This window comes from Mumia quercus (genome assembly GCF_025506335.1).
Taxonomy (GTDB): Bacteria; Actinomycetota; Actinomycetes; order Propionibacteriales; family Nocardioidaceae; genus Mumia; species Mumia quercus.
Genome location: NZ_JANZYO010000005.1, coordinates 98,080 through 124,883 on the forward strand (window position 1 = coordinate 98,080; position 26,804 = coordinate 124,883).

22 protein-coding genes are annotated in these 26,804 nt (G+C 70.6%); 9 read left to right on the forward strand and 13 right to left on the reverse strand.

The window, feature by feature from the left end:
* The first annotated feature begins 24 nt into the window (after window positions 1-24).
* Window positions 25-1,239, forward strand: coding sequence for a benzoate/H(+) symporter BenE family transporter (locus tag NYZ95_RS12660; protein WP_262851678.1), 1,215 nt, complete (start codon window positions 25-27; stop codon window positions 1,237-1,239).
* Here the strand turns inward: NYZ95_RS12660 and NYZ95_RS12665 are convergent.
* The 3 genes from NYZ95_RS12665 to NYZ95_RS12675 all read right to left on the reverse strand — a co-directional run bounded on the left by NYZ95_RS12665 (window position 1,208) and on the right by NYZ95_RS12675 (window position 5,073).
* Window positions 1,208-2,089: a sugar ABC transporter permease gene (locus NYZ95_RS12665; protein WP_308212241.1), complete on the reverse strand. Its 882-nt coding sequence runs from the start codon at window positions 2,087-2,089 to the stop codon at window positions 1,208-1,210. The genes NYZ95_RS12660 and NYZ95_RS12665 overlap by 32 nt on opposite strands.
* Window positions 2,089-3,717 (reverse strand): ABC transporter permease subunit, encoded by a 1,629-nt coding sequence (locus NYZ95_RS12670; protein WP_262851679.1) that lies wholly within the window; start codon window positions 3,715-3,717, stop codon window positions 2,089-2,091. Before NYZ95_RS12670 ends, NYZ95_RS12665 begins: the two co-directional genes overlap by 1 nt.
* 99 nt (window positions 3,718-3,816) lie before the next feature.
* Complete coding sequence (locus NYZ95_RS12675; protein WP_262851680.1) at window positions 3,817-5,073, reverse strand: sugar ABC transporter substrate-binding protein; 1,257 nt, start codon at window positions 5,071-5,073, stop codon at window positions 3,817-3,819.
* 228 nt (window positions 5,074-5,301) lie between these two features.
* On the opposite strand from NYZ95_RS12675, the gene NYZ95_RS12680 reads away from it, so the two are divergent.
* Genes NYZ95_RS12680 through NYZ95_RS12695 form a run of 4 tightly spaced genes read left to right on the forward strand, consistent with a single transcriptional unit; the run spans window position 5,302 to window position 10,175 of the window.
* On the forward strand, window positions 5,302-7,020 hold the full coding sequence (locus NYZ95_RS12680) for a glycoside hydrolase family 13 protein (protein ID WP_262851681.1): 1,719 nt from the start codon (window positions 5,302-5,304) through the stop codon (window positions 7,018-7,020).
* A 4-nt stretch (window positions 7,021-7,024) separates the two neighbouring features.
* A complete protein-coding gene (locus tag NYZ95_RS12685; RefSeq protein ID WP_262851682.1) occupies window positions 7,025-8,065 on the forward strand; it encodes a LacI family DNA-binding transcriptional regulator in 1,041 nt (346 codons plus the stop codon).
* 10 nt (window positions 8,066-8,075) lie between these two features.
* On the forward strand, window positions 8,076-9,446 hold the full coding sequence (locus NYZ95_RS12690) for a TrkH family potassium uptake protein (RefSeq protein WP_262851683.1): 1,371 nt from the start codon (window positions 8,076-8,078) through the stop codon (window positions 9,444-9,446).
* A 60-nt stretch (window positions 9,447-9,506) separates the two neighbouring features.
* Window positions 9,507-10,175 carry a potassium channel family protein gene (locus NYZ95_RS12695; protein WP_262851684.1) on the forward strand — a complete coding sequence of 223 codons (669 nt, stop codon included), beginning with the start codon at window positions 9,507-9,509 and terminating at the stop codon, window positions 10,173-10,175.
* Window positions 10,176-10,184: 9 nt separating this feature from the next.
* Here the strand turns inward: NYZ95_RS12695 and galE are convergent, their stop codons facing one another.
* Both galE and NYZ95_RS12705 read right to left on the reverse strand, forming a co-directional pair.
* Entirely contained in the window at window positions 10,185-11,168 is a 984-nt protein-coding gene (gene galE, locus NYZ95_RS12700; RefSeq protein ID WP_262851685.1) for a UDP-glucose 4-epimerase GalE, read from the reverse strand.
* A gap of 33 nt (window positions 11,169-11,201) precedes the next feature.
* The gene (locus NYZ95_RS12705) at window positions 11,202-12,335 is read right to left on the reverse strand and encodes a PQQ-dependent sugar dehydrogenase (protein WP_262851686.1); all 1,134 of its coding nucleotides are present in this window, start codon (window positions 12,333-12,335) and stop codon (window positions 11,202-11,204) included.
* A 153-nt stretch (window positions 12,336-12,488) separates the two neighbouring features.
* Between NYZ95_RS12705 and NYZ95_RS12710 the strand changes: the two genes are divergently transcribed.
* The 3 genes from NYZ95_RS12710 (at window position 12,489) to leuS (ending at window position 17,140) form a co-directional block, all read left to right on the forward strand.
* Window positions 12,489-14,204 (forward strand): sodium:solute symporter family protein, encoded by a 1,716-nt coding sequence (locus NYZ95_RS12710; protein WP_262851687.1) that lies wholly within the window; start codon window positions 12,489-12,491, stop codon window positions 14,202-14,204.
* 11 nt (window positions 14,205-14,215) lie between these two features.
* Entirely contained in the window at window positions 14,216-14,500 is a 285-nt protein-coding gene (locus tag NYZ95_RS12715) for a hypothetical protein (protein WP_262851688.1), read from the forward strand.
* 162 nt (window positions 14,501-14,662) lie between these two features.
* Window positions 14,663-17,140 (forward strand): leucine--tRNA ligase, encoded by a 2,478-nt coding sequence (gene leuS, locus NYZ95_RS12720; RefSeq protein WP_262851689.1) that lies wholly within the window; start codon window positions 14,663-14,665, stop codon window positions 17,138-17,140.
* Between the two features lie 15 nt (window positions 17,141-17,155).
* Here leuS and NYZ95_RS12725 read toward each other — a convergent pair whose 3' ends face one another.
* Window positions 17,156-17,569 carry a hypothetical protein gene (locus NYZ95_RS12725; protein ID WP_262851690.1) on the reverse strand — a complete coding sequence of 138 codons (414 nt, stop codon included), beginning with the start codon at window positions 17,567-17,569 and terminating at the stop codon, window positions 17,156-17,158.
* Between the two features lie 89 nt (window positions 17,570-17,658).
* Between NYZ95_RS12725 and NYZ95_RS12730 the strand changes: the two genes are divergently transcribed.
* Complete coding sequence (locus NYZ95_RS12730) at window positions 17,659-18,315, forward strand: MerR family transcriptional regulator (protein ID WP_262851691.1); 657 nt, start codon at window positions 17,659-17,661, stop codon at window positions 18,313-18,315.
* On the opposite strand, the gene araA is transcribed toward NYZ95_RS12730, so the two are convergent.
* From araA to NYZ95_RS12765, 7 genes are read right to left on the reverse strand one after another with little or no spacing between them, the layout of a single operon-like run.
* Entirely contained in the window at window positions 18,291-19,787 is a 1,497-nt protein-coding gene (gene araA / locus NYZ95_RS12735) for an L-arabinose isomerase (RefSeq protein ID WP_262851692.1), read from the reverse strand. The genes NYZ95_RS12730 and araA overlap by 25 nt on opposite strands.
* Entirely contained in the window at window positions 19,784-20,482 is a 699-nt protein-coding gene (locus NYZ95_RS12740; protein WP_262851693.1) for an L-ribulose-5-phosphate 4-epimerase, read from the reverse strand. Before NYZ95_RS12740 ends, araA begins: the two co-directional genes overlap by 4 nt.
* Complete coding sequence (araB, locus tag NYZ95_RS12745) at window positions 20,479-22,158, reverse strand: ribulokinase (protein ID WP_262851694.1); 1,680 nt, start codon at window positions 22,156-22,158, stop codon at window positions 20,479-20,481. The genes NYZ95_RS12740 and araB overlap by 4 nt, the downstream gene beginning before the upstream one ends.
* Window positions 22,155-23,183, reverse strand: a complete 1,029-nt coding sequence (locus tag NYZ95_RS12750; RefSeq protein ID WP_262851695.1) for a LacI family DNA-binding transcriptional regulator — start codon at window positions 23,181-23,183, stop codon at window positions 22,155-22,157. The genes araB and NYZ95_RS12750 overlap by 4 nt, the downstream gene beginning before the upstream one ends.
* Window positions 23,180-24,196: a galactofuranose ABC transporter, permease protein YjfF gene (yjfF, locus tag NYZ95_RS12755; RefSeq protein ID WP_262851696.1), complete on the reverse strand. Its 1,017-nt coding sequence runs from the start codon at window positions 24,194-24,196 to the stop codon at window positions 23,180-23,182. The genes NYZ95_RS12750 and yjfF overlap by 4 nt, the downstream gene beginning before the upstream one ends.
* The gene (locus NYZ95_RS12760) at window positions 24,193-25,221 is read right to left on the reverse strand and encodes an ABC transporter permease (protein WP_262851697.1); all 1,029 of its coding nucleotides are present in this window, start codon (window positions 25,219-25,221) and stop codon (window positions 24,193-24,195) included. The genes yjfF and NYZ95_RS12760 overlap by 4 nt, the downstream gene beginning before the upstream one ends.
* Window positions 25,214-26,785 carry a sugar ABC transporter ATP-binding protein gene (locus NYZ95_RS12765; protein WP_262851698.1) on the reverse strand — a complete coding sequence of 524 codons (1,572 nt, stop codon included), beginning with the start codon at window positions 26,783-26,785 and terminating at the stop codon, window positions 25,214-25,216. The genes NYZ95_RS12760 and NYZ95_RS12765 overlap by 8 nt, the downstream gene beginning before the upstream one ends.
* Between the last annotated feature and the right edge of the window lie 19 nt (window positions 26,786-26,804).

The window sequence follows — 26,804 nt, forward strand, 5'->3', positions numbered from 1 at the left end:
TTGTGCCGAGATCGAGGGAGACCCATGGGGACGTCCGAGGCGAGCCGCCGCGCGGTCCTCGCGGGAGTGGTCGCGGCGCTGGTCGGGTTCACCAGCTCGTTCGCCGTCGTGCTCGCCGGCCTGCGCGCGGTCGGTGCCTCGGGGCCCGAGGCCGCGTCCGGGCTCCTCGTCCTGTGCGTCGCGCAGGCGGTCGGCATGATCGTGCTCTCGTGGCGCTACCGGATGCCGCTCACGCTGGCGTGGTCGACGCCGGGAGCGGCGATGCTCGCCGGTGCCGCCACGACCGACGGAGGCTGGCCGGCCGCCGTCGGCGCGTTCGCCGTGACCGGGCTGCTGATCGTGGCGACCGCGGCCTGGCCGGTGCTCGGCCGTCTGGTCGCCCGCATCCCGGCCCCGGTCGCGCACGCGATGCTCGCCGGGGTGCTGCTGCCGCTCTGCCTCGCACCGGTCCACGGGCTGGTCACGAGCCCGTGGATGGTCGCGCCGGTCGTGCTCACCTGGCTCGTGCTGCTGCGCGTCGCGCCGCGCTGGGCGGTCCCGGCGGCGTTCGTCGTCACGATGGCGGTGGTCGGCACCTGGCTCGCCCGGTACGGCGACGCCCTCGACGGGCCGCTCCTGCCGCACCTGGCCTGGACGACGCCGGCGCTGGAGTGGCAGGCCGTCGTGGGGATCGCGCTGCCCTTGTACGTGGTGACGATGGCCGCGCAGAACGTCCCGGGCGTGGCCGTGATGGCGTCGTACGGGTACGCCGTCCCGTGGCGCGCGACGATGGCGACGACCGGGGTCGGCACGCTCGCAGGTGCCGCGGCCGGTGGCCACGCGGTCAACCTGGCGGCGATCACCGCGGCGCTCGCCGCCGGGCCGGAGGCAGGCCCGGACCCGCGCCGGAGGTGGCTCGCCGCGCACACCGCCGGCTGGGCGTACCTCGTCATCGCCCTGCTCTCGACCGCACTCGCGACCGTCGTGGCCGCGGCGCCGTCCGGCGTCGTCGAGGCGGTCGCCGGCCTCGCGCTCGTCGGCACGCTGGGCGCGTCGCTGCACGCGGCGCTCACCGCACCCGGCGGCCGCGAGCCCGCGGTGGTCACGTTCGTCGTCGCCGCCAGCGGGGTCACGGTGCTGGGGATCGGCGCCGCCTTCTGGGCGCTCGTCGCCGGGGTGGTGGCCCACCTCGTCCTGGCACCCCGCACCCCCGCCCCCGAGCGGGCGGCTACTTCACCGAGCCGGAGACGAGTCCGTTGACGATGTAGCGCTGCAGCGCGAGGAAGACGACCATCACAGGGAGCGCGGCGAGGACGGCGCCGGCGGCGAAGATCGTCCAGTTCGTCGAGGTCTGCTCCGAGACGTAGCCGAAGAGACCGACCGCCAGCGTCTGCTGGTCCGGGTCGGTGAGGAACACGCTCGCGATCATGAACTCGCTCGTGGCGGTGATGAAGGCGAGCAGTCCCACGACCGCGAGGATCGGCGTGACGAGCCGCAGGATGATCCCGAAGAAGATCTGGACATGGCTCGCCCCGTCCAGGCGCGCCGCCTCGTCGATCGAGACCGGCACGGTGTTGAAGAACCCGTACATGAGGTACGTGTTCACCCCGAGCGCGCCGCCGAGGTAGACCATGATCAGGCCGGCGTGCGTGCCGATGCCGAGCGCGGGGAAGACGTCCCCGATCGTCGACATGAGGATGAAGATCGCGACGACGGCCAGCATCTGCGGGAACATCTGGATCAGCATCAGCGAGAGCAGACCGAAGCGGCGGCCGGTGAAGCGCATCCGGGAGAACGCGTAGGCGGCGAGCGCTCCGAGGAACACCGTGCCGACGGCCGTGACGCCACCGACGACCAGCGTGTTGAGGAACCACTTGCCGTACGGCCGGGACGGGTCGTCGAACAGCTCGCGGTAGTTCGTCAGGTCGAAGGTGCCGAACAGGCGGCTGCTGCCGGCCAGCGTGCCGGAGGGATCGAGCGACGCCGAGAGCACGTACAGCAGCGGGAAGGCGGCGTACACGGTGACGACCAGACCGACGAGGTGGCGCCATCCGAGCGTGGTGAACCAGCGACGGAAGCTGCGACGGCGGGGAGCGGGAGCGGTGCTCATCAGTGGATGTCCTCCAGTGCCTTCGTGCGCCGGAACAGCACCGCCGAGATGACGCCGATCACGACGAAGATGATGATCGCCAACGCGCTCGCGAGCCCGTAGTCGCGTCCGGTCCCGGTTCCGAACGCCACCTTGTAGACCATCGTGATCAGCAGGTCGGTCGCTCCGACGTCGTTGGCGGTGTCGTCGAAGCGCGGGCCGCCACGGGTGAGCATGTAGATCACGTTGAAGTTGTTGAAGTTGTAGGCGAACGTCGTGATCAGCAGCGGCGCCACCGAGACCAGCAGCAGGGGCAGCTTGACCGCGCGGAACGCCTTCCACGGTGACGCGCCGTCCATGCGGGCGGCCTCGCTCATCTCGTCGGGGATCGACTGGAGCGCGCCGGTGCAGACGAGGAACATGTACGGGAACCCGAGCCAGAGGTTCACGAAAAGGACGCTGAAGCGCGCCAGCCAGGGGTCGGTGAGCCACTCGATCTGGGCACCGCCGAAGAACACCTGGTTGATGAAGCCGAACTCCGCGTTGAGCATGCCCGACCAGACGAGTCCGGAGAGGAACGCCGGGAACGCGTACGGGAGGATCAGGATGACGCGGTAGAGCTTCTTGCCGCGCATGCGGGGCACGTTGAAGACGGTGGCCAGGAAGAGGCCGAGACCGAAGCAGAGCAGCACCGAGAGCGTCGAGAAGGCGAACGTCCACGCGATCACGGACACGAGAGAGTCGCGCAGCTGCGGCGTCTCCACCGCGCGGCGGAAGTTGTCGATCCCGACGTTGATCTGCCAGCCGGGTACGAGCGCGTCGCCGTCGGGGGAGACGAACTCACCGTTGCCCTCGTCGCGGTAGACCGTGCCGGTCGTGCTGTCGGTCACGGTGTCGGTCTCGGCGTCGTACGCGAGGTTCGAGCGGTACTCGTAGGCGCTGCTGCCGTCGGCGGTGCGCAGGCTGCCGTCGGCCGGGTCGTCGGAGACCGGGACGGCGACGGCGAGGATCTCGTCCTGGCGCTGGAGCAGCTCCTCGAACGACAGAGGGGTGTAGCCGTCGAGGCCGACGGCCTTGCCGGACCCGTCGGTCTGGGCGTCGTCGGCCGGCTCCTGCGGCTGGTCGGAGGTCCCGACCGTGACGTCGCCGTCGGGAGCGGTGAGGAGGAAGGCGAGCTCGCCGCGCCGCTCGAGCACGGAGAGCTGGTACTGCGGCGAGTCGGGGACGCGCTCCTGGCCCTTGGTGGAGATCGCGGTGATCGCGTCGTCCTTGTTCCCGAGGTGGCCGTCGCCGGCGTTGGTGAACGCGATGAAACCGGTGTAGACCATCACGAACACCTGGAAGACCAGGAGGAGGAGGACGCCGGGCGCCAGGTACTTCGCCGGCAACCCGTCGCGACGCAGGTAGATCACGTTCACGGCGACGGTGAGGACCACGCCGAGCGCCAGGACGAGCCACTCCTCCTGGGCGGCGAGCAGGAAGACGGCGTAGAGCGCGAAGGCGTCGACGACCGCGAGGACCACGATCTTGACGAGGATCCCAGCCAGGCTGTCGGTCTCACCAGGGCGGGTCAGACGCGCGCGCAGCCCGCGGCGGCGTGGTGCCGCGTCGGGGCCGTCCTCGGTCCGGGTGTCGTCGGTCAACGTCATGGGGTGCCCTCCTCGAGAGGGTCGGATTCGGCAGCAGGGCGGTGACGGAGTGCCGGCCGGGGAGCGGGTGAGGCTCCCCGGCCGGGACGGGTTCTCGCGTCAGCCGGCGACCTTCGCCTGGACGCTGGTGACCATCTTCGGCCAGGCCTGCGCCGGATCGGCCTTGCCCTTGATGATGTCGAGCTCGGTCGCGCCCCAGTCGGCCCAGACCGCGTCCATCTGCGGGATCGCGGGCATGGGGGAGCCGGTCTTGCCGATCTCGCCGAACGCGGCGACGACCGGGTCGGAGGCGGCCTTCTCGAACGACGCCTTCAGGGCCGGCGGACGACCGCCCTGGGCGAAGAGCGCGTCCTGCGCGTCCTCGGTGCTGAGGTAGTTGAGCACGAACTCGCTCGCCGCGAGCGCGTTCTTCGCCTTGGCGCTGATGAAGAAGCCGTTGACGCCGATGAACGGGCTCGCCGGCTGGTCACCGCCGGTCGGGATCGGGTCGATCGCGATCTTGAGACCGGCCTTCTCCATGTCCGGGATGTTCCACGGGCCGGTCAGGAAGTAGGGGGACTCGCCCTTGTTGAAGGAGTCCTTGGCGATGTCGCCGGTGATGTTGGGGTTGAGCGCACCGGCCTTCGCCCATGCGGCGAGGTCCTTGGCGAACTCCACGCCGCCGGGGTTGCCCAGACCGAGCTTGCTCGGGTCGTAGTCGCCCTCGGCGTTGCGCTCGAACACCGGGACGCCGTACGACGTCTGGATGCCGTAGAGGTGGTACGGGTCGCCCTGCTTGGGGTCCAGCCCGACGAGGAACGGGAACTTCGCCTTTCCGGCGTCCACGACCTTCTTGCCGGCAGCCACGACCTCGTCCATCGTCGCCGACGGCTCGGGGAGCAGCGCGGTGTTGCGCACCAGCGCGACGTTCTCGATGGCGTACGGCAGGCCGTACGTCTTGCCCTCGAACGTCATGGCCTGGACGGCCGCGTCCTCGAACTGCGAGGCCTTGTCGCCGAGCTCGAGCGGAGCGACGACGCCGTTCTGGACGAACTTGCCGACCCAGTCGTGCGGCCCGACGATCAGGTCGGGGCCTTCGCCGGCGGAGACCTGCGTGATGAAGTCGTCGCGCGCGGCCTGGAAGTCCTTGATGACGAGCTTGACCTCGACACCCTTGTCCTTCTTGAAGGACGCGACGGCGTCCTCGAGTGCGGGGGCGCGCTCAGCGTCGACCCACATGGAGAGGGTCGTGGAGGCGCCCTTGTCGCCCTTGGACGTGTCGTCGTCCTCTGCCGAGCCGCCGCACGCGCTCAGCAGGAGGGCGGAGGCCGCGGCGAGCACGCCCGCGGTCAATGCGCCCCTCGAGTTCACCAGCATGATGCTCCCTTCAAGGTCTGGAATCGCTTCCATTTCTAAGCGACGAGTCTGACCTACGGCAAGAGCCGCAGCGAAACCGGCTCGCAACGTTTCCGTAACGGGCGCGTCTTCCGGCCGCCGAGATCGCGGGATTCCGGGGTTGTGTGGCCAATATCGAGTGGAGCGGTGCCGATGACGTGTGCTGTAATCGCTTCCACTTTGAGGGACTCAGCCACGGAGGAGAGAGCCATGACGATCGAGGTCGCCCCTCGGACCGAGGGGACCGCGCCCGACGAGCGCCCGACCGACCAGGCCCGCTGGTGGCGCGACGCGGTCGTCTACCAGGTCTACCCGCGCGCGTTCGCCGACGCCGACGGTGACGGGACGGGCGACCTGCGGGGCATCACCGGGCGCCTGCCCGCGCTCGCCGAGCTGGGGGTGGACGCCGTCTGGCTCTCGCCGTTCTACCCCTCGCCGCAGCGCGACGGCGGCTACGACGTCAGCGACTACTGCGACGTCGACCCGATGTTCGGGACGCTCGACGACTTCGACGGCCTCGTCGCCCGGGCGCACGGGCTCGGCCTCCGGGTGATCGTGGACCTCGTCCCGAACCACGCCTCGAGCGAGCACCCGTTGTTCGCCGCCGCCCTTGCGGCGGGCCCGGGCAGCGCCGAGCGTGCCCGCTTCGTCTTCCGCGACGGCAGGGGCGAGACGGGTGAGCTCCCACCGAACAACTGGCAGTCGCACTTCGGCGGCCCGGCCTGGACGCGGGTCACCGAGTCCGACGGACGCCCCGGCCAGTGGTACCTCCACCTCTTCGACCCGACCCAGCCCGACTTCGACTGGGACAACGAGGAGGTGCTGGCGCTCTTCGACGACGTGCTCGACTTCTGGCTCGGCCGCGGGGTCGACGGCTTCCGCGTGGACGTCGCGCACGCCCTCGTCAAAGCTCCCGGCCTGCCGGACTGGGGAGGGCGGGCCGACGGGGCGAGCATCCCGGGCTTCCCTGGGGAGGACGCGCCGATGTTCGACCAGCCGGGCGTCCACCGGATCTTCGAGCGCTGGCGGGAGCGGCTCGAGTCGTGGGGTCCGGACCGGATCCTGTGCGCCGAGGCGAACGTCGCGCCGCTGAGCCGTGCCGCGAAGTGGGTCCGGCCGCGCGAGATGCACCAGGCGTTCAACTTCCCCTACCTCCACGCGCCGTGGGACGCCTCGGCGCTCCGCGCGGTGATCGACGAGTCCCTCGCCGCCTTCGGAGGTGTCGGCGCGGCCAGCACGTGGGTCCTCTCCAACCACGACGTGGTCCGCCCCGCGACCCGCTTCGCGCTGCTGGACCGTCCCGTCGAGATGGGGCACGGCATCGCCGAGGGGACAGGACTCGACCCCGCGCTCGGGGAACGCCGTGCTCGGGCCGCGGCGCTGCTGATGCTCGCGCTGCCCGGGGCGGCGTACGTCTACCAGGGTGAGGAGCTCGGTCTGCCGGAGGTGCTCGACATCCCGGCCGACCAGCGTCGCGACCCCTACTTCCTGCGCAGTGGGGGCGCGGTCGTCGGTCGTGACGGTTGCCGCGTCCCGCTCCCGTGGGAGGCCGACGCGCCGGCGTACGGGTTCAACGCGACCGGGCAGAGCTGGCTCCCGCAGCCGCCGCAGTGGGCCTCGTACGCCCGTGACGTGCAGCGCCAGGACCCGGCCTCGACGTTGTCCCTCTACACCGCCGCGCTGCAGCTGAGAAAGTCGCTCGGCCTGGGCGCGGGTTCGCTAGCGTGGGTCCGCACCGACGACGCGGTGCTCGGACTCGTCAACGGGGAGGTGCTCGTGCTGACCTGCTTCGCAGGAGCCCCGGTCCCGCTCGACGGCCAGGAGGTGCTGCTCGCCAGCGCGCCCGACGCGGTGGTGGACGGCCGCCTGACGGCCGACGCCACGGTCTGGGTGCGTGCCCGGCGCGCCGACGGCTCCGAGGGGGCGTGACGAGGTGTCCGTCAAGGCGGTGACGATCAAGGAGGTCGCCGAGCGTGCGGGTCTGTCCGTCGCCACCGTCTCCCGTGCGCTGAGCGGGCGCGGCCACGTGTCGACGACGGCGCGCACCCTCAGTGAGCAGGCGGCGCGCGAGCTCGGTTACGTCGCGTCGTACAACGCCGCCGGCCTGGCCTCTGGTCGCAGCAAGAACATCGGTCTCGTCGTCCCGTGGGTCAACCGCTGGTTCTTCAGCACGATCATCGAGACCGCGTCGACCGTGCTGGCCGCCGAGGGGTACGACCTCACGCTCTACTACCTTGGCGGCGGCAGGCGTGAGCGCGACCTCGTGTTCAGCGACTTCCTCCTCCGCAAGCGGGTCGACGGTCTGCTGGCCGTGTCGCTCGAGCTCGACGACTCTGAGCGTGCCGACCTGCTTCGCGTGGGGACCCCTCTGGTCGGCATCGGCGGCGTCCTGCCGGGGGTCTCGACGGTGAGCATCGACGACTTCGCGACGGCCCGGCTGGCGACCGAGCACCTCATCGCCCTCGGGCACGAGCGGATCGCCCACCTGGGGTGGGAGGGCTCGGGCGACTTCGACCTCGCGAACACCCGCCAGGGCGGCTACGCGCACGCGCTCGCCGAGGCCGGGATCGCCCTCGCTCCGGAGCTGCTCGTCCTCGGCGACTTCACGATGGCCGAGGGGTACGCCTCGGCCAAGCGGCTGCTCTCCGACCCGCGCCTGCGCCCCACGGCGATCTTCGCGGCGTCCGACGAGATGGCGATCGGTGCGATCATGGCTGCGCGCGACCTCGGTCTCGACGTGCCCCGGGACGTCTCGGTCGTGGGCATCGACGGGCACGACCTCGGTCCCGTCTTCGGGTTGACCACCGTCGACCAGCACGTACGCGCGCAGGCGACGCAGGCGGCGACGCTGCTCCTGGAGCTGGTCGACGCCGAGCCCGGCGACCGGGAGCCGGTGCAGTCGCAGCTGGAGGTGGACCTCGTCGTGCGGGGGAGCACGATGGTGCCGAACCCGGACAGACCTCCCAGCCGGTAGCGTCTGGCAGGTGGCCTTCTCCTCACGGCGGTCGCGCTGGTCGAACGTGCTGACGGCGCTGGCGCACCCCGTCCGCATCCTGCCGGTGACGTTCGTCGTCGGCAGCATCGTCGGCACCCTGATCCTGCTGCTGCCGGGGATGCGGTCCGAGGGTCACCGCGGCAGCGGGCTGCTCGAGGCGTCGTTCACGTCGGTCTCTGCCGTCACGGTGACCGGTCTGAGCACCGTAGACGTGTCGTCGTACTGGACGCCGCTCGGTCAGGTCGTCGTCCTCGTGCTCGTCCAGATCGGCGGCTTCGGCTTCGTCACGCTGGCAACGATCCTCGGTGTGGTCGTCGGCGGTCGCATCGGGCTGCGCTCACGCCTGGCCGCGCAGGCCGACCTCCACCTCGTGAACCTGGGGGAGGTCATCCCGCTCGTCCGGCGGATCCTGTTCACGATGCTCGCCTTCGAGGCGGCTGTCGCTGTCGTGCTGACGGTCGGCTTCGAGTCGCGGCACGGCGAGGGGTGGGGCGAGGCGGCCTGGCACGGCCTCTTCTACTCGGTGATGGCGTTCAACAACGCCGGGTTCGCGCTCGCGCCCGACAGCCTGGTCGGGTACGCGGGCGACGCTGCCCTGATCCTGCCGATCTCGTTCGCGGTCTTCGTCGGGGCGATGGGGTTCCCGGTGCTCGCCGAGCTCTCGAAGCGCTGGCGCCGGCCCGAGCGTTGGTCGATCCACACCCGCCTCACAGTGTGGGGGTCGTTCATCCTGCTCGGTGCGGGCACGCTCCTCTTCGGCCTGATCGAGTGGACGAACCCGGCGACGCTGGGGCCGATGTCGCTCGGCGAAAAGCTGGTGACGTCCGTCGAGGGTGGCGTGATGCCGCGCTCGGGAGGCTTCAACTCGATCGACTACGCCGACGCCACGTCCGAGACGACGCTGATCTCCACGATCATGATGTTCATCGGCGGCGGCTCCGCGAGCACCGCCGGCGGCATCAAGATCACCACCTTCTTCCTCCTCGGGTACGTGATCCTGGCTGAGGTCCGCGGTGACCCCGACGTCACGATCGGCGCGAGGCGGATCGGCGCGAGCACGTTGCGCCAGGCGCTGACGGTGGCGCTGATCGCGGTGATGCTCGTCGTCGTCGGCACGCTCGCCCTCCTGGCGCTGGCCGAGGTGAGCCTCGAGGAGGCGCTCTTCGAGGCGACGTCGGCCTTCGGTACCACCGGTCTGTCGATGGGGATCACCGGCTCGCTGCCCGGCGGCGCGCAGGTGGTGCTGATGGTCTTGATGCTGATCGGACGTGTCGGTACGGTCGCGACGGCGTCCGCTCTCGCGCTGCGCGCCCGGCCGCGTCGCTTCCACCTGCCCGAGGAACGACCGATCATCGGGTGAGCGCTCAGGGTCGCTGACCCGATGTCGCGCACGGTTGACCTACGAAGGAGACGAGCAGTGGTGAAGCAGGACGTCCCGGCGGACGCACCGGTCCTGGTGATCGGCCTCGGCCGGTTCGGCACGGCGGTCGCGGCGTCGCTGACCCGGCTCGGGCACGAGGTCCTCGCGATCGACGAGAGCATGGAGCTCGTGCAGAAGTGGGCCGCCGAGTTCACACACGTGGTGCAGGCCGACTCGACCGACGAGGAGGCGTTGCGGCAGATCGGGGCCGACCAGTTCGACCGTGCGGTGGTGGGGATCGGCACCGACATCGAGGCGAGCGTGCTCACCGTCCTCACGCTGAACGAGCTCGGCGTCCGCGAGGTGTGGGCGAAGGCCATCAACAAGAAGCACGGCAAGATCCTCGAGCGGGTCGGGGCGCGCCACGTCGTGTACCCCGAGTCGGCGATGGGCGAGCGCGTCGCGCACACCGTCACCGGCACGATGATCGACTTCATCGAGTTCGACGACGGGTTCGCGATCGCCCGCACGGCGGCACCCTCGGCGGCGGTCGGACGCACCCTCGCCGAGTCCGCGCTGCGCAGCCAGTACGGCATCACCGTCGTGGGGGTGAAGCGCCCCGGCGCCGACTTCACGTACGCGCGCCCGGAGACGCTGGTCGGCGAGTTCGACGAGCTGATCGTCTCGGGGGCGACCAAGAAGGTCGAGCGGTTCTCCGGGCTCGTCTGAGCTCCGGTCTCACTCCGGGAGGCGCTCGCGCCCCACGACGTGCATCCACGCACCCCACGCCGAGCGCACCATGTCGGTGAGGTCGTGACGCATGGCCCACTCGAGGTCACGCGCCGCCAGGTCACCCGACGCCACGATCCGCGCCGGGTCGCCGGGGCGACGGGGGCCGACGACGGGGGTGAAGTCGATCCCGGTCACGGCGGCGATGGTGTCCATGATCTGGCGTACGGACACGCCATCACCGCTGCCCAGGTTGTAGACGGGTTCGAGCGCGGCCTCGCGCGCGAGCGCCTGCGCCGCGACGACGTGGCTGTGCGCCAGGTCGGTGACGTGGACGTAGTCGCGCACGCACGTGCCGTCGGGGGTGGGGTAGTCGGCCCCGTTGATCTGCGGGACGCCGCCGTCGGTGAGCGTCTTGAACACCTTCGGGAAGAGGTTGTGCGGGCTCGCGTCGTAGAGGTCGTCGTATCCGGAGCCGACGACGTTGAAGTAGCGCAGCGAGGTCTGCCGCAGGCCGGTGGCGACCGCCTGGGCCCGCAGCACCCACTCGTCGACCAGCTTGCTCTCCCCGTACGGGGACTCCGGTGAGGTCGGCGTCTCCTCCGTGACGAGCTCCGTGCGCGGGGTGCCGTACACGGCGGCCGACGACGAGAACACGACCGCCTCGACCCCGACGTCGGCCATCGCCTCGAGCAGGTGGACGGTGCCGGTGACGTTCTGCTCGTACGTGTGGAGGGGCCGCTGCACGGAGACCCCGGCGTACTTGTAGCCCGCGACGTGGACGACCCCGCTCACGTCGTATGTGCGCAGGGTCGTACGGACGGCGTCGGTGTCGGTCACGTTGGCCTCGACGAACGGCACGCCGCCGGGGACGAACTCCCGGAACCCCGACTCCAGCGAGTCGAGGACGACGACCTCGATGCCGGCGTCGAGGAAGGCGCGGACGACGTGCGAGCCGATGTAGCCGGCGCCGCCGGTCACGAGCCAGGTCATGCCGTCGACCCTAACCGTTCGGCGGGGGCGAGGTCAGCCGAGCGAGACACGCAGGATCTGGTCGTCACCGTCGCGGGGCTCGCCTCGCCCGTCGGTGTTGCTCGTCGTGATCCAGAGCGACCCGTCGGGAGCCGCGACCGCACTGCGCAGGCGACCGAGATCCTCACCGGCCAGGCGCCGACGCGGGCGACCGGCGTCGCTGCCCGACAGCGGCACCGCCCAGACGCACTGGCCACGCAGGGCAGCGACGAAGGCGGTCCCGTACGCGATGCCGACGCCGGCGGGGGAGGCCTCGTCGGTGCTCCATGAGGCCTTCGGGCCGGTGACGCCGTCGGCGTCGGTCGGACCCTCGGTCTGCGGCCAGCCGTAGTTCGCGCCGCGCTCGATCAGGTTGAGCTCGTCGGTCCGCTGGTCGCCGAACTCCGTCGCCCACAGCCGGCCGTCCGCGTCGAACGCCAGACCCTCCACGTTGCGGTGACCGTACGACCACACACGGTTCTTGAAGGGGTTGCCGTCGGCGGCCTTGCCCTCGAGCGTCATCCTCAGGATCTTCCCGGCGAGGGAGTCGACGTCCTGGGCGCGGTCCCGCTCGCCGGCGTCGCCGGTGCTGGCGTAGAGCAGGCCGTCGGGGCCGAGGGCGAGCCGACCTCCGTTGTGGTTGAAGGCGCGGGGGATGCCGTCGACGAGCACCGTCGGGCGCCCGAGGCGCCGGCCGTCGTACGACATGCGCACGATCCGGTTGTCGTCCGACGAGGTGAGCATCGCGATCACTGCGTCCTCGCCGGGCAGGACGACGATCCCCATCAGGCCGCCCTCGCCGCTGTCGGTGTCGACGCCGGGCACCTCGCCGACCGTGGTCGTACGGCCGTCGGCGACACGGACGACGCGCGCGGTGTCGCGCTCGGTGACCAGCGCGCTCCCGCCGCGCAGGAACGCCAGGCCCCACGGGACCGTGAGGCCCTCGGCGACGGCGCGGTCGATGCGCAGCCGCGTCGGGTCGGCGGGCGTCGGGCGCGTCGCCGTCGCGCTGGTCGGCGGGCTGGTCGGCGGGGTCGTCGGCTCGGTCGTCGGTGCCGGGTCGGTGGCGTCGTCGCCGCTGCAGCCGGTGGCCAACCCCGCTCCGGCGGCGGCGAGCGCGACGAGGACCTCGCGTCGAGTCAGCGTCATGGGCCAAGTGTTCCGTACGGCCGAAGCGGCGCACAGGGCGTGCGCGACACGGGTACGGGCCCCTGCGTCTTGCGCTGCCGACCTGTCGACGGGGGAGTAACGTGCCGAGCGGGGCCAGGCCACTGACCCGACACGACCGGCGCAGGAGGGCGGATGGACGGCAACGTGGTCTGGGCGGCCGACGAGACGTTCCGGTTGGACGCCGGATTCTCGGACTACCTCATCATCGCGATCTACTTCGCGTTCGTGCTCGGCATCGGGATCCTCGCGAAGCGCCAGGTGTCCTCGAGCATCGACTTCTTCCTCTCGGGCCGGTCGCTGCCCGCCTGGGTGACGGGCCTCGCCTTCATCTCCGCCAACCTCGGTGCGGTCGAGATCATGGGCATGTCGGCCAACGGCGCCCAGTACGGCATGCCGACGATGCACTACTTCTGGATCGGCGCCGTCCCCGCGATGCTGTTCCTCGGCATCGTGATGATGCCCTTCTACTACGGCTCGAAGGTGCGCAGCGTCCCCGAGTTCATGCGGATGCGGTTCGGCACGGGTGCGCACCTCGTCAACGCGCTGAGCTTCGCGGTCGCCCAGCTGTTGATCGCCGGCGTCAACCTCTACCTGCTCGCCCGCATCGTCAACGTCATCCTCGGCTGGCCCCTGTGGGTGTCGCTGATCGTCGCGGCGATCGTGGTGCTCACCTACACGACCCTCGGCGGGCTCTCGGCCGCGATCTACAACGAGGTCCTCCAGTTCTTCGTGATCGTGGCGGCCCTGCTCCCGCTGACGTTGGTGGCGCTGCACAAGGTCGGCGGTGTCAGCGGTCTGACGGACAAGGTCGCCGACGGCCCGGGGGGCTCGCAGCAGCTGTCGTCGTGGCCCGGTACGGAGCTCACCGGCATCGAGGACCCCTTCTGGTCGGTCGTGGGCATCGTGTTCGGTCTCGGCTTCGTGCTGTCGTTCGGGTACTGGACGACCAACTTCGTCGAGGTCCAGCGCGCGATGGCGTCGAAGTCGATGTCGGCCGCCCGCAGCGCCCCCATCATCGGCACCTTCCCGAAGATGTTCGTGCCCTTCATCGTCGTGGTGCCCGGCATGATCTGTGCCGTCCTCATCCCGGAGATGATCGAGCTCAAGGCCGGCGACGACTCGTCCGGCGTCGCGTACAACGACGCGATCCTGCTGCTGATGCGTGACCTCCTGCCCAACGGCATGCTCGGCCTGGCCATCGCCGGTCTGCTGGCGTCCTTCATGGCCGGCATGGCCGCCAACATCTCCGCCTTCAACACCGTCTTCAGCGTCGACCTGTGGCAGCAGTACGTGCGCAAGGACCGGCCGGACGGCTACTACACGACGGTCGGGCGCTGGGCGACCGTCGGCGCCACGGTCATCGCGATCTTCACGGCCCTGATCGCGTCGGGCTACTCGAACCTCATGGACTACCTCCAGACGCTGTTCGGGTTCTTCAACGCCCCGCTCTTCGCGACGTTCATCCTCGGCATGTTCTGGAAGCGGATGACGGCCACGGCCGGCTGGGTCGGCCTGGTCTCCGGCACGGCGGCGGCGGTGCTCGTCGCCTTCCTGAGCGAGGACGCCTTCGGCACGGCCAGCATCGGGGTCATCCCGCTGTCCGGCCAGGGGGCGAGCTTCGTCGCGGCGAGCGCGGCGTTCGTCGTCGACATCGTGGTCAGCTACGTCGTGAGCCTGGCGACGCAGCCCAAGCCGGAGACCGCGCTGCGCGGCTTCGTCTACTCGCTGACACCGAAGGACCAGCTGCGCGACCCGCTCGCCCACCTGCTCCCGTGGTACCAGCGTCCGACCGTGCTCGCCTCGATCTCGCTGGTCCTGGTGATCGCCTTGAACATCATCTTCTGGTGAGAGGATCTGCCATGGCTGAGCGCAAGAGTCGCTTCAAGGTCGCGTCGGCGTTCGACATCAGGACGATCATCGGTGCCCTCCTGGGTATCTACGGCGTGATCCTGACGTTCCTCGGCCTCTTCAACGCCTCCGACGCCGAGCTCGAGAAGGCCGACGGCTTCAACGTGAACCTCGTGAACGGGCTGATCCTCCTCGGCGTCGCGGCGGTCTTCATCGCCTGGGCCGTCCTCAAGCCGCTCGTGGTCGAGGACGTTCCGCCCGAGGCGCTGGACGACCGCAAGGCCGGCCCCGAGTAACGCCTGGACGACGCCGCCGGCACCCGCGCTAGCATGGACTCCATGTACGGCGAACTCCTTGTCGAGCCGCGCTGACGACCACCCGGTCAGCGCGGCAGCCCCTCTGCGTGAGGGGCTGTTCTGTGTACGGGGCCGTACGAGAGATTTTCGGAGGAGACCCAGGTGAGCACCCAGCACGCGGAAGCGGCGTCGTACGACGTCCGCGCGACCCAGGACAAGTGGCGCGCGGTGTGGGAGGAGCTTCGGCCGTACGACGCCGACGGCACCGACTCCGGGCGTGAGCGCCGCTACGCGCTGACGATGTTCCCCTACCCGTCGGGCGACCTCCACATGGGGCACGGCGAGGTGTTCGCGCTGCACGACGTGCTCGCGCGCTACTGGCGCCTGAAGGGCTACGACGTCCTCAACCCGATCGGCTGGGACTCCTTCGGCCTGCCCGCGGAGAACGCGGCGATCAAGCGCAACGAGAACCCGGCCACCTACACGTACGACAACATCGAGACGCAGGCCGAGTCGATCCGCCGCTACGGCGTGAGCTTCGACTGGACGCGGCGCCTGCACACGTCCGACCCGGAGTACTACCGCTGGACGCAGTGGCTATTCCTGCGCCTGTTCGAGCGGGGCCTCGCCTACCGCAAGGCCTCGTACGTCAACTGGTGCCCGAACGACCAGACCGTGCTCGCCAACGAGCAGGTCGTGCAGGGGTTCTGCGAGCGCTGCGGCGCCGTCGTCACCAAGCGCGAGCTGACCCAGTGGTACTTCAAGATCACCGACTACGCCCAGCGCCTGCTCGACGACATGGACGACCTCGAGGGCACCTGGCCCGAGCGCGTCCTGACGATGCAGCGCAACTGGATCGGCCGCTCCGAGGGCGCGTGGGTCGACTTCGCGGTCGAGGGCCGTGAGGAGCCCGTCCGGGTCTTCACGACTCGCCCCGACACCCTGTACGGCGCGACGTTCATGGTGGTGGCGCCCGACGCGAAGCTGGCCGCCGAGATCGTCTCCGACGACCAGCGGGCCGCGTTCGAGGAGTACCTCGAGCGCACGAAGCAGGCGACCGAGATCGAGCGCCAGTCCACCGAGCGTCCGAAGACGGGCGTCTTCCTGGGCGTGCACGCCACCAACCCGCTGACTGGCGAGGCGATGCCGGTGTGGGCCGCTGACTACGTGCTGGCCGACTACGGCACGGGCGCCGTGATGGCCGTCCCGGCGCACGACCAGCGTGACCTCGACTTCGCCCGGACGTACGGCCTGCCCGTGCGCCGCGTCGTGGACGTGCCGGGGGAGGAGAACCCCGAGGAGAGCGGCGTCGCCACCACCGGTGACGGTGCGTACGTCAACTCGCCCGCGCTGGAGGGCATCAGCGACAAGGCCGAGGGCATCGCGGCGACCATCGCGAAGCTCGACGCGGACGGTGTCGGCGAGGGCACGGTCAACTACCGCCTGCGCGACTGGCTGCTCAGCCGCCAGCGCTACTGGGGCTGCCCGATCCCGATCGTGCACTGCCCGGACTGCGGCGAGGTCGCGGTGCCGGACGACCAGCTGCCGGTGGAGCTGCCGTACCTGACCGGCGCCGAGCTCGCGCCCAAGGGCACCTCGCCGCTGGCCGCGGCGACCGAGTGGGTCAACACCACCTGCCCCCAGTGCGGGGGAGCGGCCACGCGCGACACCGACACGATGGACACCTTCGTCGACTCCTCGTGGTACTTCCTGCGCTACACCTCGCCGGGACGCACCGACGTGCCGTTCGACACCGAGGACGTCAACGCGTGGATGCCGGCCGACATGTACGTCGGTGGCGTGGAGCACGCGATCCTGCACCTCCTCTACAGCCGCTTCTTCACCAAGGCGCTGTACGACATGGGGCTGGTCAACTTCGTCGAGCCGTTCAAGGCCTTGATCAACCAGGGACAGGTGATCAACGCGGGCAAGGCGATGAGCAAGTCGCTCGGCAACGGCGTCGACCTCGGTCAGCAGATCGAGGAGTTCGGCGTGGACGCGGTGCGCCTGACGCTGGTCTTCGCGGGCCCGCCCGAGGACGACATCGACTGGGCGGACGTGTCACCCGCCGGCTCGTCGAAGTTCCTCCAGCGGGCGTGGCGCGTCGCGCACGAGGTCGCGAGCGAGGCCGGCGCTGATCCCGCCGCGGGCGACGTCGCCCTGCGGAGGGTCACGCACAAGACGGTGGCCGAGTGCGAGCAGCTGTTCGACTCGAAGCGTTTCAACGTCGTCGTCGCGCGCGTGATGGAGCTGGTCAACGCCACCCGCAAGGCCATCGACTCCGGTGCCGGCGCGGCCGACCCGGCCGTGCGGGAGGCCGCGGAGGTCACCGCGATCCTGCTGAGCACGGTCGCGCCGTACGTCGCCGAGGAGATGTGGGCCGAGCTCGGCCACGCGCCGTCGGTGTCGCAGCAGGCGTGGCCTGCGGTGGATCCGGCGCTGCTGGTCGACGACGCGGTCACCTGTGTCATCCAGGTCAAGGGCAAGGTGCGCGGCAAGATCGAGGTGCCTCCGTCGATCTCCGACGAGGAGCTCGAGGCGCTGGCGCTGGCCGAGCCGAACGTGGCGCGTCACCTCGAGGGCGCGGAGATCCGCAAGGTGATCATCCGCGCCCCGAAGCTCGTCAACATCGTGATCTGATCCGCGCTCGCGCTCTCACGCGCTCGCGCCGGCCACCACGAGCCCGACTCCCGTGGTGGCCAGCCCGAGGGCGAGCACGGCGGCGCCTGCCCACACGAGCGTGATCAGGCGACCGGGTCGCTGCGGGTCGCGGCCCAGCGCCGACAGGAAGAAGCCGGCGGGCATCAGGATCGCCGCTGCCAGCACTCCGAGCGGGCCGACCCACTTCCAGGGGTCGGCGACGTCGCTCGCGTTCGTGAGCAGCAGGGTCACGAGACCGAGGATGACGAGCACGCCCGCGTGCGCGTGCCCGGCGCGGAAGAACGAGGTCTGCAGCGCGTTGGCCGGCTGCTTGCCGCGGACGACGCGCAAGAGGAACATGCCACCGGTCTCGATGGTGATCACCGTCAGCACGACGATGCCTGCGGTGAGGGTCGAAGCGGCGTCCATGAGTGCTCCTTCGGATTAGAGAGTAGAACTATCCAATATTAGATAGTGCTACTCTCCAGTTGGTCAAGGTCATTTCCCGAGGAGGGGCCATGCGGATCTCGGAGCTTGCCGGCGCCGCCGGCGTGCCGGTCGCCACGGTGAAGTACTACCTGCGCGACGGCCTCCTCCCGCCCGGCCAGGCGACCAGCGCGACCCAGGCGTCGTACGACCAGAGCCACCTCCGTCGGCTGCGGCTCATCCGCTCGCTCGTCGAGGTCGGCGGACTCCCGCTGGCGAAGGTCCGTCAGGTCCTCGCCGCGGTCGACGACCCGGACCCCGACCCGTACGAGGCGGTCGGCGCGGCGCTCGCGGCCCTGCCGCCGTACGTCCGGACCGAGCCGCCCTTCACGCGCGCGAGCGCCGCGCTGGACGCGATCGGTCTGGCCTACGAGCCCGATGCGGTGGCGGTCGCCCAGCTCGACGCAGCCCTGGCCGGCCTCGAGGCGGCGGGACGACCCCTGGACGTCGACGCGCTGCGCCGGTACGCCGACGACGTCGTCGGCCTCGCCCGCAGGGAGGTCGCGTCGATCAGGCACAGCCGCACACGACAACCGCAGCAGGTCGCGGACGTCGTCCAGGACGTGGTGCTCGGGACCGTGCTGCTGGAGCCGATCATCCTCGCCCTGCGGCGGCTCACCCACGCCGCGCTCTTCCGGGAGCGCGAAGAGCGCGGCGGCGACGGTCAGAAGCCGGCGGCCAACCGGTAGTACGCCTGGTTCCAGCGCAGCTCGTGGCGCAGCGCGCGGGTCGTCGTCGAGGCGTCGATGTGGACGATCTCGGTCCGCAGGATCTCGGCCAGGTCGTCGAACTCCTCGAAGCCGACGGCCGTGGTGAGGACGGTGTGGTGGGGGCCGCCGGTCATCAGCCACGCCTCCGCGGCCGTCGTGAGCGAGGGCTGCGCCTGCCACACGGCGCAGGCGACCGGCAGCGCAGGCAGCGGCTCGTCCGGCTCGACCAGCGTGACGTCGTTGGCGGTCAGGCGGAAACGGTCGCCCTGGTCGGAGAGCCCGACGACGAGGCCCGTCCCGGGATCGGCCACGAAACGCAGGCGTACGGGGTCCTCCCGTCCCCCCATCGACAGCGGGTGCACCTCGACGGTCGGACGCTGGGAGGTGATGCTCGGGCAGACCTCGAGCATGTGGGCTCCGAGAGACTTCATGTTCCCTGGCGCCAGGTGGTAGGTGTAGTCCTCCATGAACGACGTGCCGCCTGGCCGCCCCTCCGCCATGGTCTTCGTCGCGTGCACGAGTGCCGCCGTCTTCCAGTCGCCCTCGGCGCCGAAGCCGTAGCCCTCCGCCATCAGGCGCTGGACCGCGAGCCCCGGCAGCTGCCGCAACCCGCCGAGGTCCTCGAAGCTCGTCGTGAACGCTCCGAAGCCTCCCTGGACGAGGAATGCCCGCAACCCCGCCTCGAGGCGCGCTGCGTAGCGCAGCGCGTCGTGCCGGCCGCCGCCTGCGCGCAGCGAGGGCGAGACGTCGTACAGGTCTTCGTACTCCGCGACCAGCTTCGTGACGTCCTCCTCCGCGACATCGTCGACGACGGCGACGAGGTCGTTCACGCCGTACCCGTTCACCGAGACGCCCAGGCGCAGCTCGGCCTCGACCTTGTCACCCTCCGTGACGGCGACGTCCCGCATGTTGTCGCCGAAGCGAGCCACGCGCAGGGTGCGGAGCGCGGCCGCGCCTGCCGCCGCGCGTGCCCAGCTGGCCACCCGGCTGCGGACCCCGGGGTCCGTGACGTGACCGGCAACCGTCTTGCGCGCGACCCCGAGACGCGTCTGCACGAACCCGAACTCGCGGTCGCCGTGCGCGGCCTGGTTGAGGTTCATGAAGTCCATGTCCAAGGTGGCCCACGGGATCTCGACGTGGTGCTGGGTGTGCAGGTGCAGGAGCGGCTTCGCCAGGACGTCGAGACCGGAGATCCACATCTTGGCCGGCGAGAAGGTGTGCATCCACGCGACGACCCCGACGCACCCGTCGTCCGCGTTTGCCTCGAGGAGGAGACGACGGATCGCGTCGGACGACGTGAGGACGGGCTTCCACACGACGGGCAGCGCGAGATCCTCCGTCTCGTCGAGGAGGGCCGCGATCTCCCGCGACTGCACGGCGACCTGGTGGAGGGTCTCCTCGCCGTAGAGGGACTGGCTCCCGGTCAGGAACCACAGCACGCGGTCGGTCATCGGTGGTCTCGCTCTCGTGGGTCCTGGCCGTAGACGTTCTGGTAGCGCTCGTAGAGACGGTCGACGTCCTCGGCCGCGATCAGGGTGGGTTCGCCGACCTGCCGGCTGATGTGCACGGTGCGCGCGACGTCCTCGCACATCACCGCCGCCTTGACCGCCTCGGTGGCGGTGGCGCCGACGGCGAAGACGCCGTGGTTGCGCATGAGGACCGCGCGAGACCGGCTCCGTGCGAGCGTCTCGACGATGCCGCGCCCGATGGCGTCGTCACCGATCAGCGCGAACGGGCCGACGGGGATCTCGCCGCCGAACTCGTCGGCGATCATCGTCAGGGCGCACGGGATGGGCTCGCCCCGTGCGGCCCACGCGGTCGCGTAGGTCGAGTGGGTGTGGACGATGCCGCCGACGTCGGGTCGGTGCCGGTAGACGTACGCGTGCGCCGCGGTGTCGCTCGAGGGGAACAGGTCGCCCTCGAGGAGCCGTCCGTGCAGGTCGGTGACGACGAGCGACGCCGGCGTGAGGTCGTCGTACGCGACGCCGCTGGGCTTGATCACCAGCGCGTCCTCGCCCGGCACGCGGGCCGAGACGTTCCCCGCGGTCCACACGACCAGGTCGTACCGCGTGAGATGCGCGTGCAGCGCGCACACCTCCTCCCGGAGCCTTTCGATGGTGCGACGCACCTCGTCCACCACGGTCATCGATCCTCCCTCTCCTCGCGTGACGCCTCCGCGCGCAGCGCGCGCAGCCGGTGCATCACGTCGTTGCCGCCGCGACCGAAGTAGTCGTGCAGCGCGACGTACTCGGCGTACAGCCGGTCGTACGCGCGCGCACGCGCCTCGTCGGGGACGTAGACCGCCTTGCGCACCGACCCCATCGCCTTCGCAGCGGCACGTATGTCCGCGTACGCGCCGGCCGCGACGGCGGCATGGAGTGCGGCGCCCAAGGCGGGGCCTTGGGCCGACCCGACCACGGACAGCGGGAGCCGGGTCACGTCGGAGTAGATCTGCATGAGCAGGGAGTTGCGCGCCAGCCCGCCGGCGATCACCAGCTCTTCGACCGGAACCCCGCTGCCGACGAAGGCCTCGATGATGGTCCGGGTGCCGAACGCGGTCGCCTCGACGAGGGCACGGTAGACGTCCTCGGGGCGGGTCGCGAGGGTCTGTCCGACCACCACACCGGAGAGCCCGTGGTCCACGAGCACCGAGCGGTTGCCGTTGTGCCAGTCCAGCGCCACGAGGCCGTGCTCGCCGACCACCTGCTCCGCCGCGAGCCCGGAGAGGTAGTCGTGCACGCTCATCCCGCCCGCCGCGGCAGCCTCGTAGACGTACGCAGGCGCGGCGTGCTCGGCGAACCAGCCGAAGATGTCGCCGACCCCGCTCTGCCCCGCCTCGTACCCCCAGAGTCCCGGCACGATGCCTCCGTCGACGACACCACACATGCCCGGGACCTCGCGCAGGACCGACGAGCTCATCACGTGGCAGGTGGAGGTCCCCATGATCGCGACCATCTGGCCGTCGTCGACGGCCTGCGCGGCCGGTGCGCTCACGTGCGCGTCGACGTTGCCGACGGCGACAGGGATGCCCTCCGGCAGCCCGGTCCACGCGGCGGCCTCGCGGGTGAGGGTCCCGGCGCGGTCGCCGAGCTGCGCGACGGTCTGGGCGAGGCGGTCCTCGACGAAACCACCGAACGACGGGTGGAGGGCGGTGAGGAAGTCCGTGGCCGGGAAGCGGCCGTCCTGGTAGATCGCCTTGTAGCCGGTCGCGCACGCGTTGCGCACGTACGTGCCGCACAGCTGCCACACGATCCAGTCGGCGGCCTCCACCCAGCAGTCCATGGCGGCGTAGACCTCGGGAGCCTCCTCGAGGACCTGCAGCCCCTTGGCGAACTCCCACTCCGACGAGATGAGGCCGCCGTACCGACCGAGCCACGGCTCACCACGCTCGGCGGCGAGGGCGTTGATGCGGTCGGCCTGGGGCTGCGCGGCGTGGTGCTTCCAGAGCTTCACGTAGGCGTGCGGTTGGTCGGCGAAGGCGGGCAGCTCGCACAGCGGCGTGCCGTCGCGGGTCGTGGGGAGCACGGTGCACGCGGTGAAGTCCGTCCCGATCGCGATCACGTCCGCCGGGTCGATGCCGGCCTTGCGGACGGCCTCCGGGACGGCGTGGCGCAGGACGTCGACGTAGTCCGAGGGCACCTGCAGCGCCCAGTCGGCCGGCAGCCTCCGGCCGGCACGACCCGGCAGCGCGTCGGTCAGGACGCCATGGGCGTAGACCGACTCCGCGCTCGCGACCTCTGTGCCGTCCTCGACGGCGACCACGAGCGCGCGGCCGGAGAGCGTCCCGAAGTCGACGCCCACGACGTACTCGGCCCTGCTCATGCCGACACCTCCGGCCGGTAGGGGCGTGCGGTGCTCGAACGCAGGATCACGTCGGGCGGCACGAGCCGCTCCAGGTGCGGCTCCAGACCCTTGATGCTCGCGTCGAGGAACGCGATGGCCCGTCGGCCGACCTCGGCGAAGTCCTGGCGAACCGTCGTCAGAGGGGGCTGGAGGTACTCGGCCTCGGGGGTGTCGTCGAAGCCCACCACGCTCACGTGGCGCGGCGCAGGGCGGCCACCCTCGTGGTACGCGCGGAGCAGGCCGATCGCCATCTGGTCGTTGGCGACGAAGACGGCCGTGGTGTCCCCGTCGGCGACGAGGGTCCGCCCCGCCGCGTAGCCGCTGCGTGCCGACCAGTCGCCGTGCAGCAGCACGCCCGGCTCGAGACCGGCCGCCGCGAGGGCATCACGCCACCCCGACTCGCGCCCGTCGGCCTCGGTCCAGCTGCGCGGCCCGCGCACGTGGGCGATGCGGGTGTGCCCCAGCTCGACGAGATGGGTGGTCGCCGCGAACGCCCCCGCGTGCTGGTCGACCCCCACGACGTTCGACGCCTTGGAGAGGTCGCCCTCGACGACCACGAACGGGACGCCGAAGTCCTGGCGGCTCACGAGCTCCAGTGCCTCGACCTGTCCTGCGATCATGACGATCCCCTCGACGGCCTGGCGGAGCAGGTGGTCGATGGCGTCGGTGAGGGTCGACTCCGTGACGGTCGCGAGACTCACCGACCCCGCGAACCAGCCCGCGCTGCGCGCCGCGTCCTCGACCGTGCGCTGGATGCTCGCCGGCCCGTACAGCCCGCTCCCGGTGCTGATGATGCCGATCGTCGACGACCGGCGGGTCACCAGCGCGCGGGCGGCGGTGTTCGGGCGGTAGCCGAGTGCGCGGATGGCCGACTCGACGCGCTCGCGGGTCGACGGCCGGATGTTCGGTGATCCGTTGATGACGCGCGAGACCGTCTGGTGAGAGACGCCGGCCGCACGGGCGACGTCGGCCATCACGGGCGGTGTCTGACGGTCGGAACTCACGAGGCCCCCCGGCGGGTGAAGAAGCGTTGCAGGACGACGAAGACGAGCAGCAGCGCACCGATCGAGATCTTGGTCCACCACGAGCTCAGTGTCCCGTCGAAGGAGATGAAGGTCTGGATCGTGCCGAGGACCAGGACGCCGAGGAGCGAGCCGACGACCAGGCCGTACCCGCCGGTCAACAGCGTGCCCCCGATCACCACCGCGGCGATCGCGTCCAGCTCCATGCCGACGGCGTGGAGGCTGTAGCCCGAGAGCATGTAGAGGGAGAAGAGGAGCCCGCCGAGCGCGGAGCAGAACCCGCTGATGGCGTACACGCCCACCTGGACGCGCGCGACCGCCAGCCCCATGAGCATCGCCGAGGTCTCGCTCCCTCCGACCGCGTAGACGGTGCGGCCGAAGCGTGTCAGGTGCAGCACCCAGGCCGCGACGATCACCACCAGGAGGGCGATCAGCACGGTCGGTGTCACGTACAGCTCTCCGGGGAGTGTGATCGACGCGGCCGACAGCGACTGGAAGGTGTCGTCCTTGATCGGGATCGACTCGACGCTGATGAGGTAGCACAGGCCGCGGGCGAGGAACATGCCGGCGAGCGTCGCGATGAACGGCTGGACCTCGAAGTAGTGGATGACCAGGCCCATCGCCAGACCCAGCAAGGTCCCGGTGAGCAGCACGGCGAGGACCGCCAGCAGCGGTGGCCAGCCCGCGCGCAGCGTCGCCGCCGCGATCATCGTCGAGAGCGCCACCACGGAGCCGACCGAGAGGTCGATGCCGCCCGTGAGGATGACGAACGTCATCCCGACGGCGAGGACGATGAGGAAGGCGTTGTCGACGAAGAGGTTGAGGACGACCTGCGGCGACGCGAACCCCTCGTACCGGATCGACCCGACCCCGAACATCCCGACGAGCAGGGCGAAGGTCGCCAGCACGGGCATCACGGACGAGGGAGGGGAGTAGCCCTTCACGCGGTCCGCGAAGGAGCGCTGCGAGGTACGGGGCGTGGTGGCCGTGCTCATGCTCGCCCTGCTTTCACCGTCGACGGACGCCTGCGCCCGCGACGCCACACCGCCGCACGCGCCTTGGGCGACTGGAGGAGGCACACCGCGATCACGACGACGGCCTTGAAGAGGTAGTTGGTCTCTGACGGGATCCCGATCGTCGGGACGGTGGTCGCCAGCGTGGCGATGAAGAGCGCGCCGACGAGCGTCCCCGTGAGCGAGAAGCGGCCGCCGGCCAACGACGTGCCCCCGATCACCACGGCGAGGATCGCGTCGAGCTCGATCCACAGGCCGGCGTTGTTCGCGTCCGCGGCGCTGGTGTTGGCGGCGATCATCAGACCGGCGAGGCCCGCGCAGAAGGCGGAGAAGACGTACACGGTCCACAGGATGGTGCGCGAGCGTACGCCGGCGAGCCTGCTCGCCTCCGGGTTGATGCCGACCGCCTCGACCAGCATGCCGAGCGCCGTCCGGCGGGTGACCAGCGCCGTGACCGCGAGGACGCCGAGCGAGAGGAGGATCGCGACCGGCAGCGTGAAGACGTAGCCGGTGCCGACCGCCTTGAAGAAGGAGTTGTTCACCGTGGTGATCTGGCCGCCGGTCACCAGCATCGCCAGACCGCGTCCGGCGGTCATGAGGACCAGCGTCGCGATGATCGGCTGGATCCCCAGCACGGAGACGAGGAAGCCGTTCCAGAGACCGAGCAGGACGCACACCGCCAGCGCCAGCGCGATCGCGGTGATCGCCGTCCCCGCCGAGCCCGGGTCGCCGGACCCGGCGATGTGCACGCAGGCGACGGCCCCGGCGATCGCGGCGATCGCGCCGACGGACAGGTCGATGCCGCGCGTCGCGATCACCAGCGTCATCCCGAGCGCGACGAGAAGCACCGGGGCGCCGTTGCGCAGGATGTCGACGAGGCTCCCGTACAGGTGCCCGTCCTGCATCCGGACCTGCACGAAGGACGGCGTCGCGACGACGTTGACCACCAGCAGCAGGGTCAGGGCGAGGACCGGCCAGAAGAGGCGGTGCCGAGGCAGGTCACGCACGAGCGGCCTCCTCGTCACGGGCGATGATCGCCATCAGGTCCGACGTCGTGGTCTGGGTGTTCGCGAGCTCGTCGACCTTGTGACGGTCACGCATGACGACCAGCCGGTCGCTCAGGCGGAGCACCTCCTCCAGCTCGGCCGAGATGAAGACGACGCCCATCCCGGCGCGCGCGAGGTCGTCGACGACCTGCTGGATCTGCGCCTTCGCGCCGACGTCGATCCCGCGGGTGGGCTCGTCGAGGAGGAGCAGGTCGGGCTGCATGATCAGCCAGCGGGAGAGCAGCACCTTCTGCTGGTTGCCGCCGCTGAGGTTGCGCATGAGCGCCTGCGGGTCGGCCGGTCGGATGTCGAGCGCCTCGACGTACTTCGCCACGAGCTGCTCACGGGTGCGGGCCGGCACCGGTCGCAACCAGCCCCGGGCGGCCTGGAGGCTCAGCAGCATGTTCTCGGCCACGGTGAGGTCGCCGACCACACCCTCGGCGCGACGGTTCTCGCTGGAGAACCCGATCTTGTGGTCGACGGCCTTGCGCGGTGAACGCAGGTGCACACGATGCCCACGCACCTCGACCGTCCCGCTGTCCGCGGGGTCGGCGCCGAAGAGCAGCCGTGCGAGCTCGGTGCGGCCCGAGCCGAGGAGACCGGCGATGCCGATCACCTCGCCGTCGTAGACCTCGAGGTCGACGGGTGCCAGCGACCCTCGACGGCCGATCCCGCTCGCGCGCAGCACCGGCGTACGACGGTCGTCCGGTTGACGGGAGGGCTCACGGTCCAGGCGCTCGAGGACCTCCAGCTCACGGCCCAGCATCTCCTCGACGACCTCCAGGCGGGTGACGTCGCGTGCGAGGTGCTCGCCGACGAGCCGACCGTTGCGCAGCACCGTCATCCGGTCGGAGATCGCGAAGACCTGGTCGAGGAAGTGGGAGACGAAGAGGATCGCCACGCCCTGCGAACGGAGCGAGTCGATGACCTCGAAGAGCGTGGCGACCTCCTCGCTGTCGAGGCTGGCGGTCGGCTCGTCGAGGACGAGCACCCGGGCGTCGATGTCGACCGCGCGCCCGATCGCGACCAGCTGCTGCACGGCGATCGGGTGGTCTCCCAGCCGCGACCTGGGCGAGATGTCCAGGCCAAGACGGGCGAGCACGTCACCCGCGCGCCGGTACATCCGCCGGTGGTCGATCCGCCCGAGCCGCCGTGGTTCACGGCCGAGCAGCATGTTCTCGGCGACGGTGAGGTTCGTGCAGAGGTTGACCTCTTGGTAGACGGTGCTCACGCCCGCGTCCTGCGCAGCGGCCGTCCCCGTGAGCTGGCGTTCCTCGCCGTCGATCCGGATCGTGCCGGCGTCGATCGTGTAGACGCCTGTCAGCGCCTTGATGAGCGTGGACTTCCCGGCGCCGTTCTCGCCCATCAGAGCGTGGACCTCGCCGGGGTACATCCGGAACGAGACGTCGTCGAGCGCCGTGACGCCGGGGAAGGTGAGGGTGATCCCGGTCATCTCGACGACCGGCTCGCCGTGCCGTGCACCCTCGACCGACGGCCCGGGAGAGGGCTGGGCGTCGGCGGACATGTGGGTCATCTCGATCCCG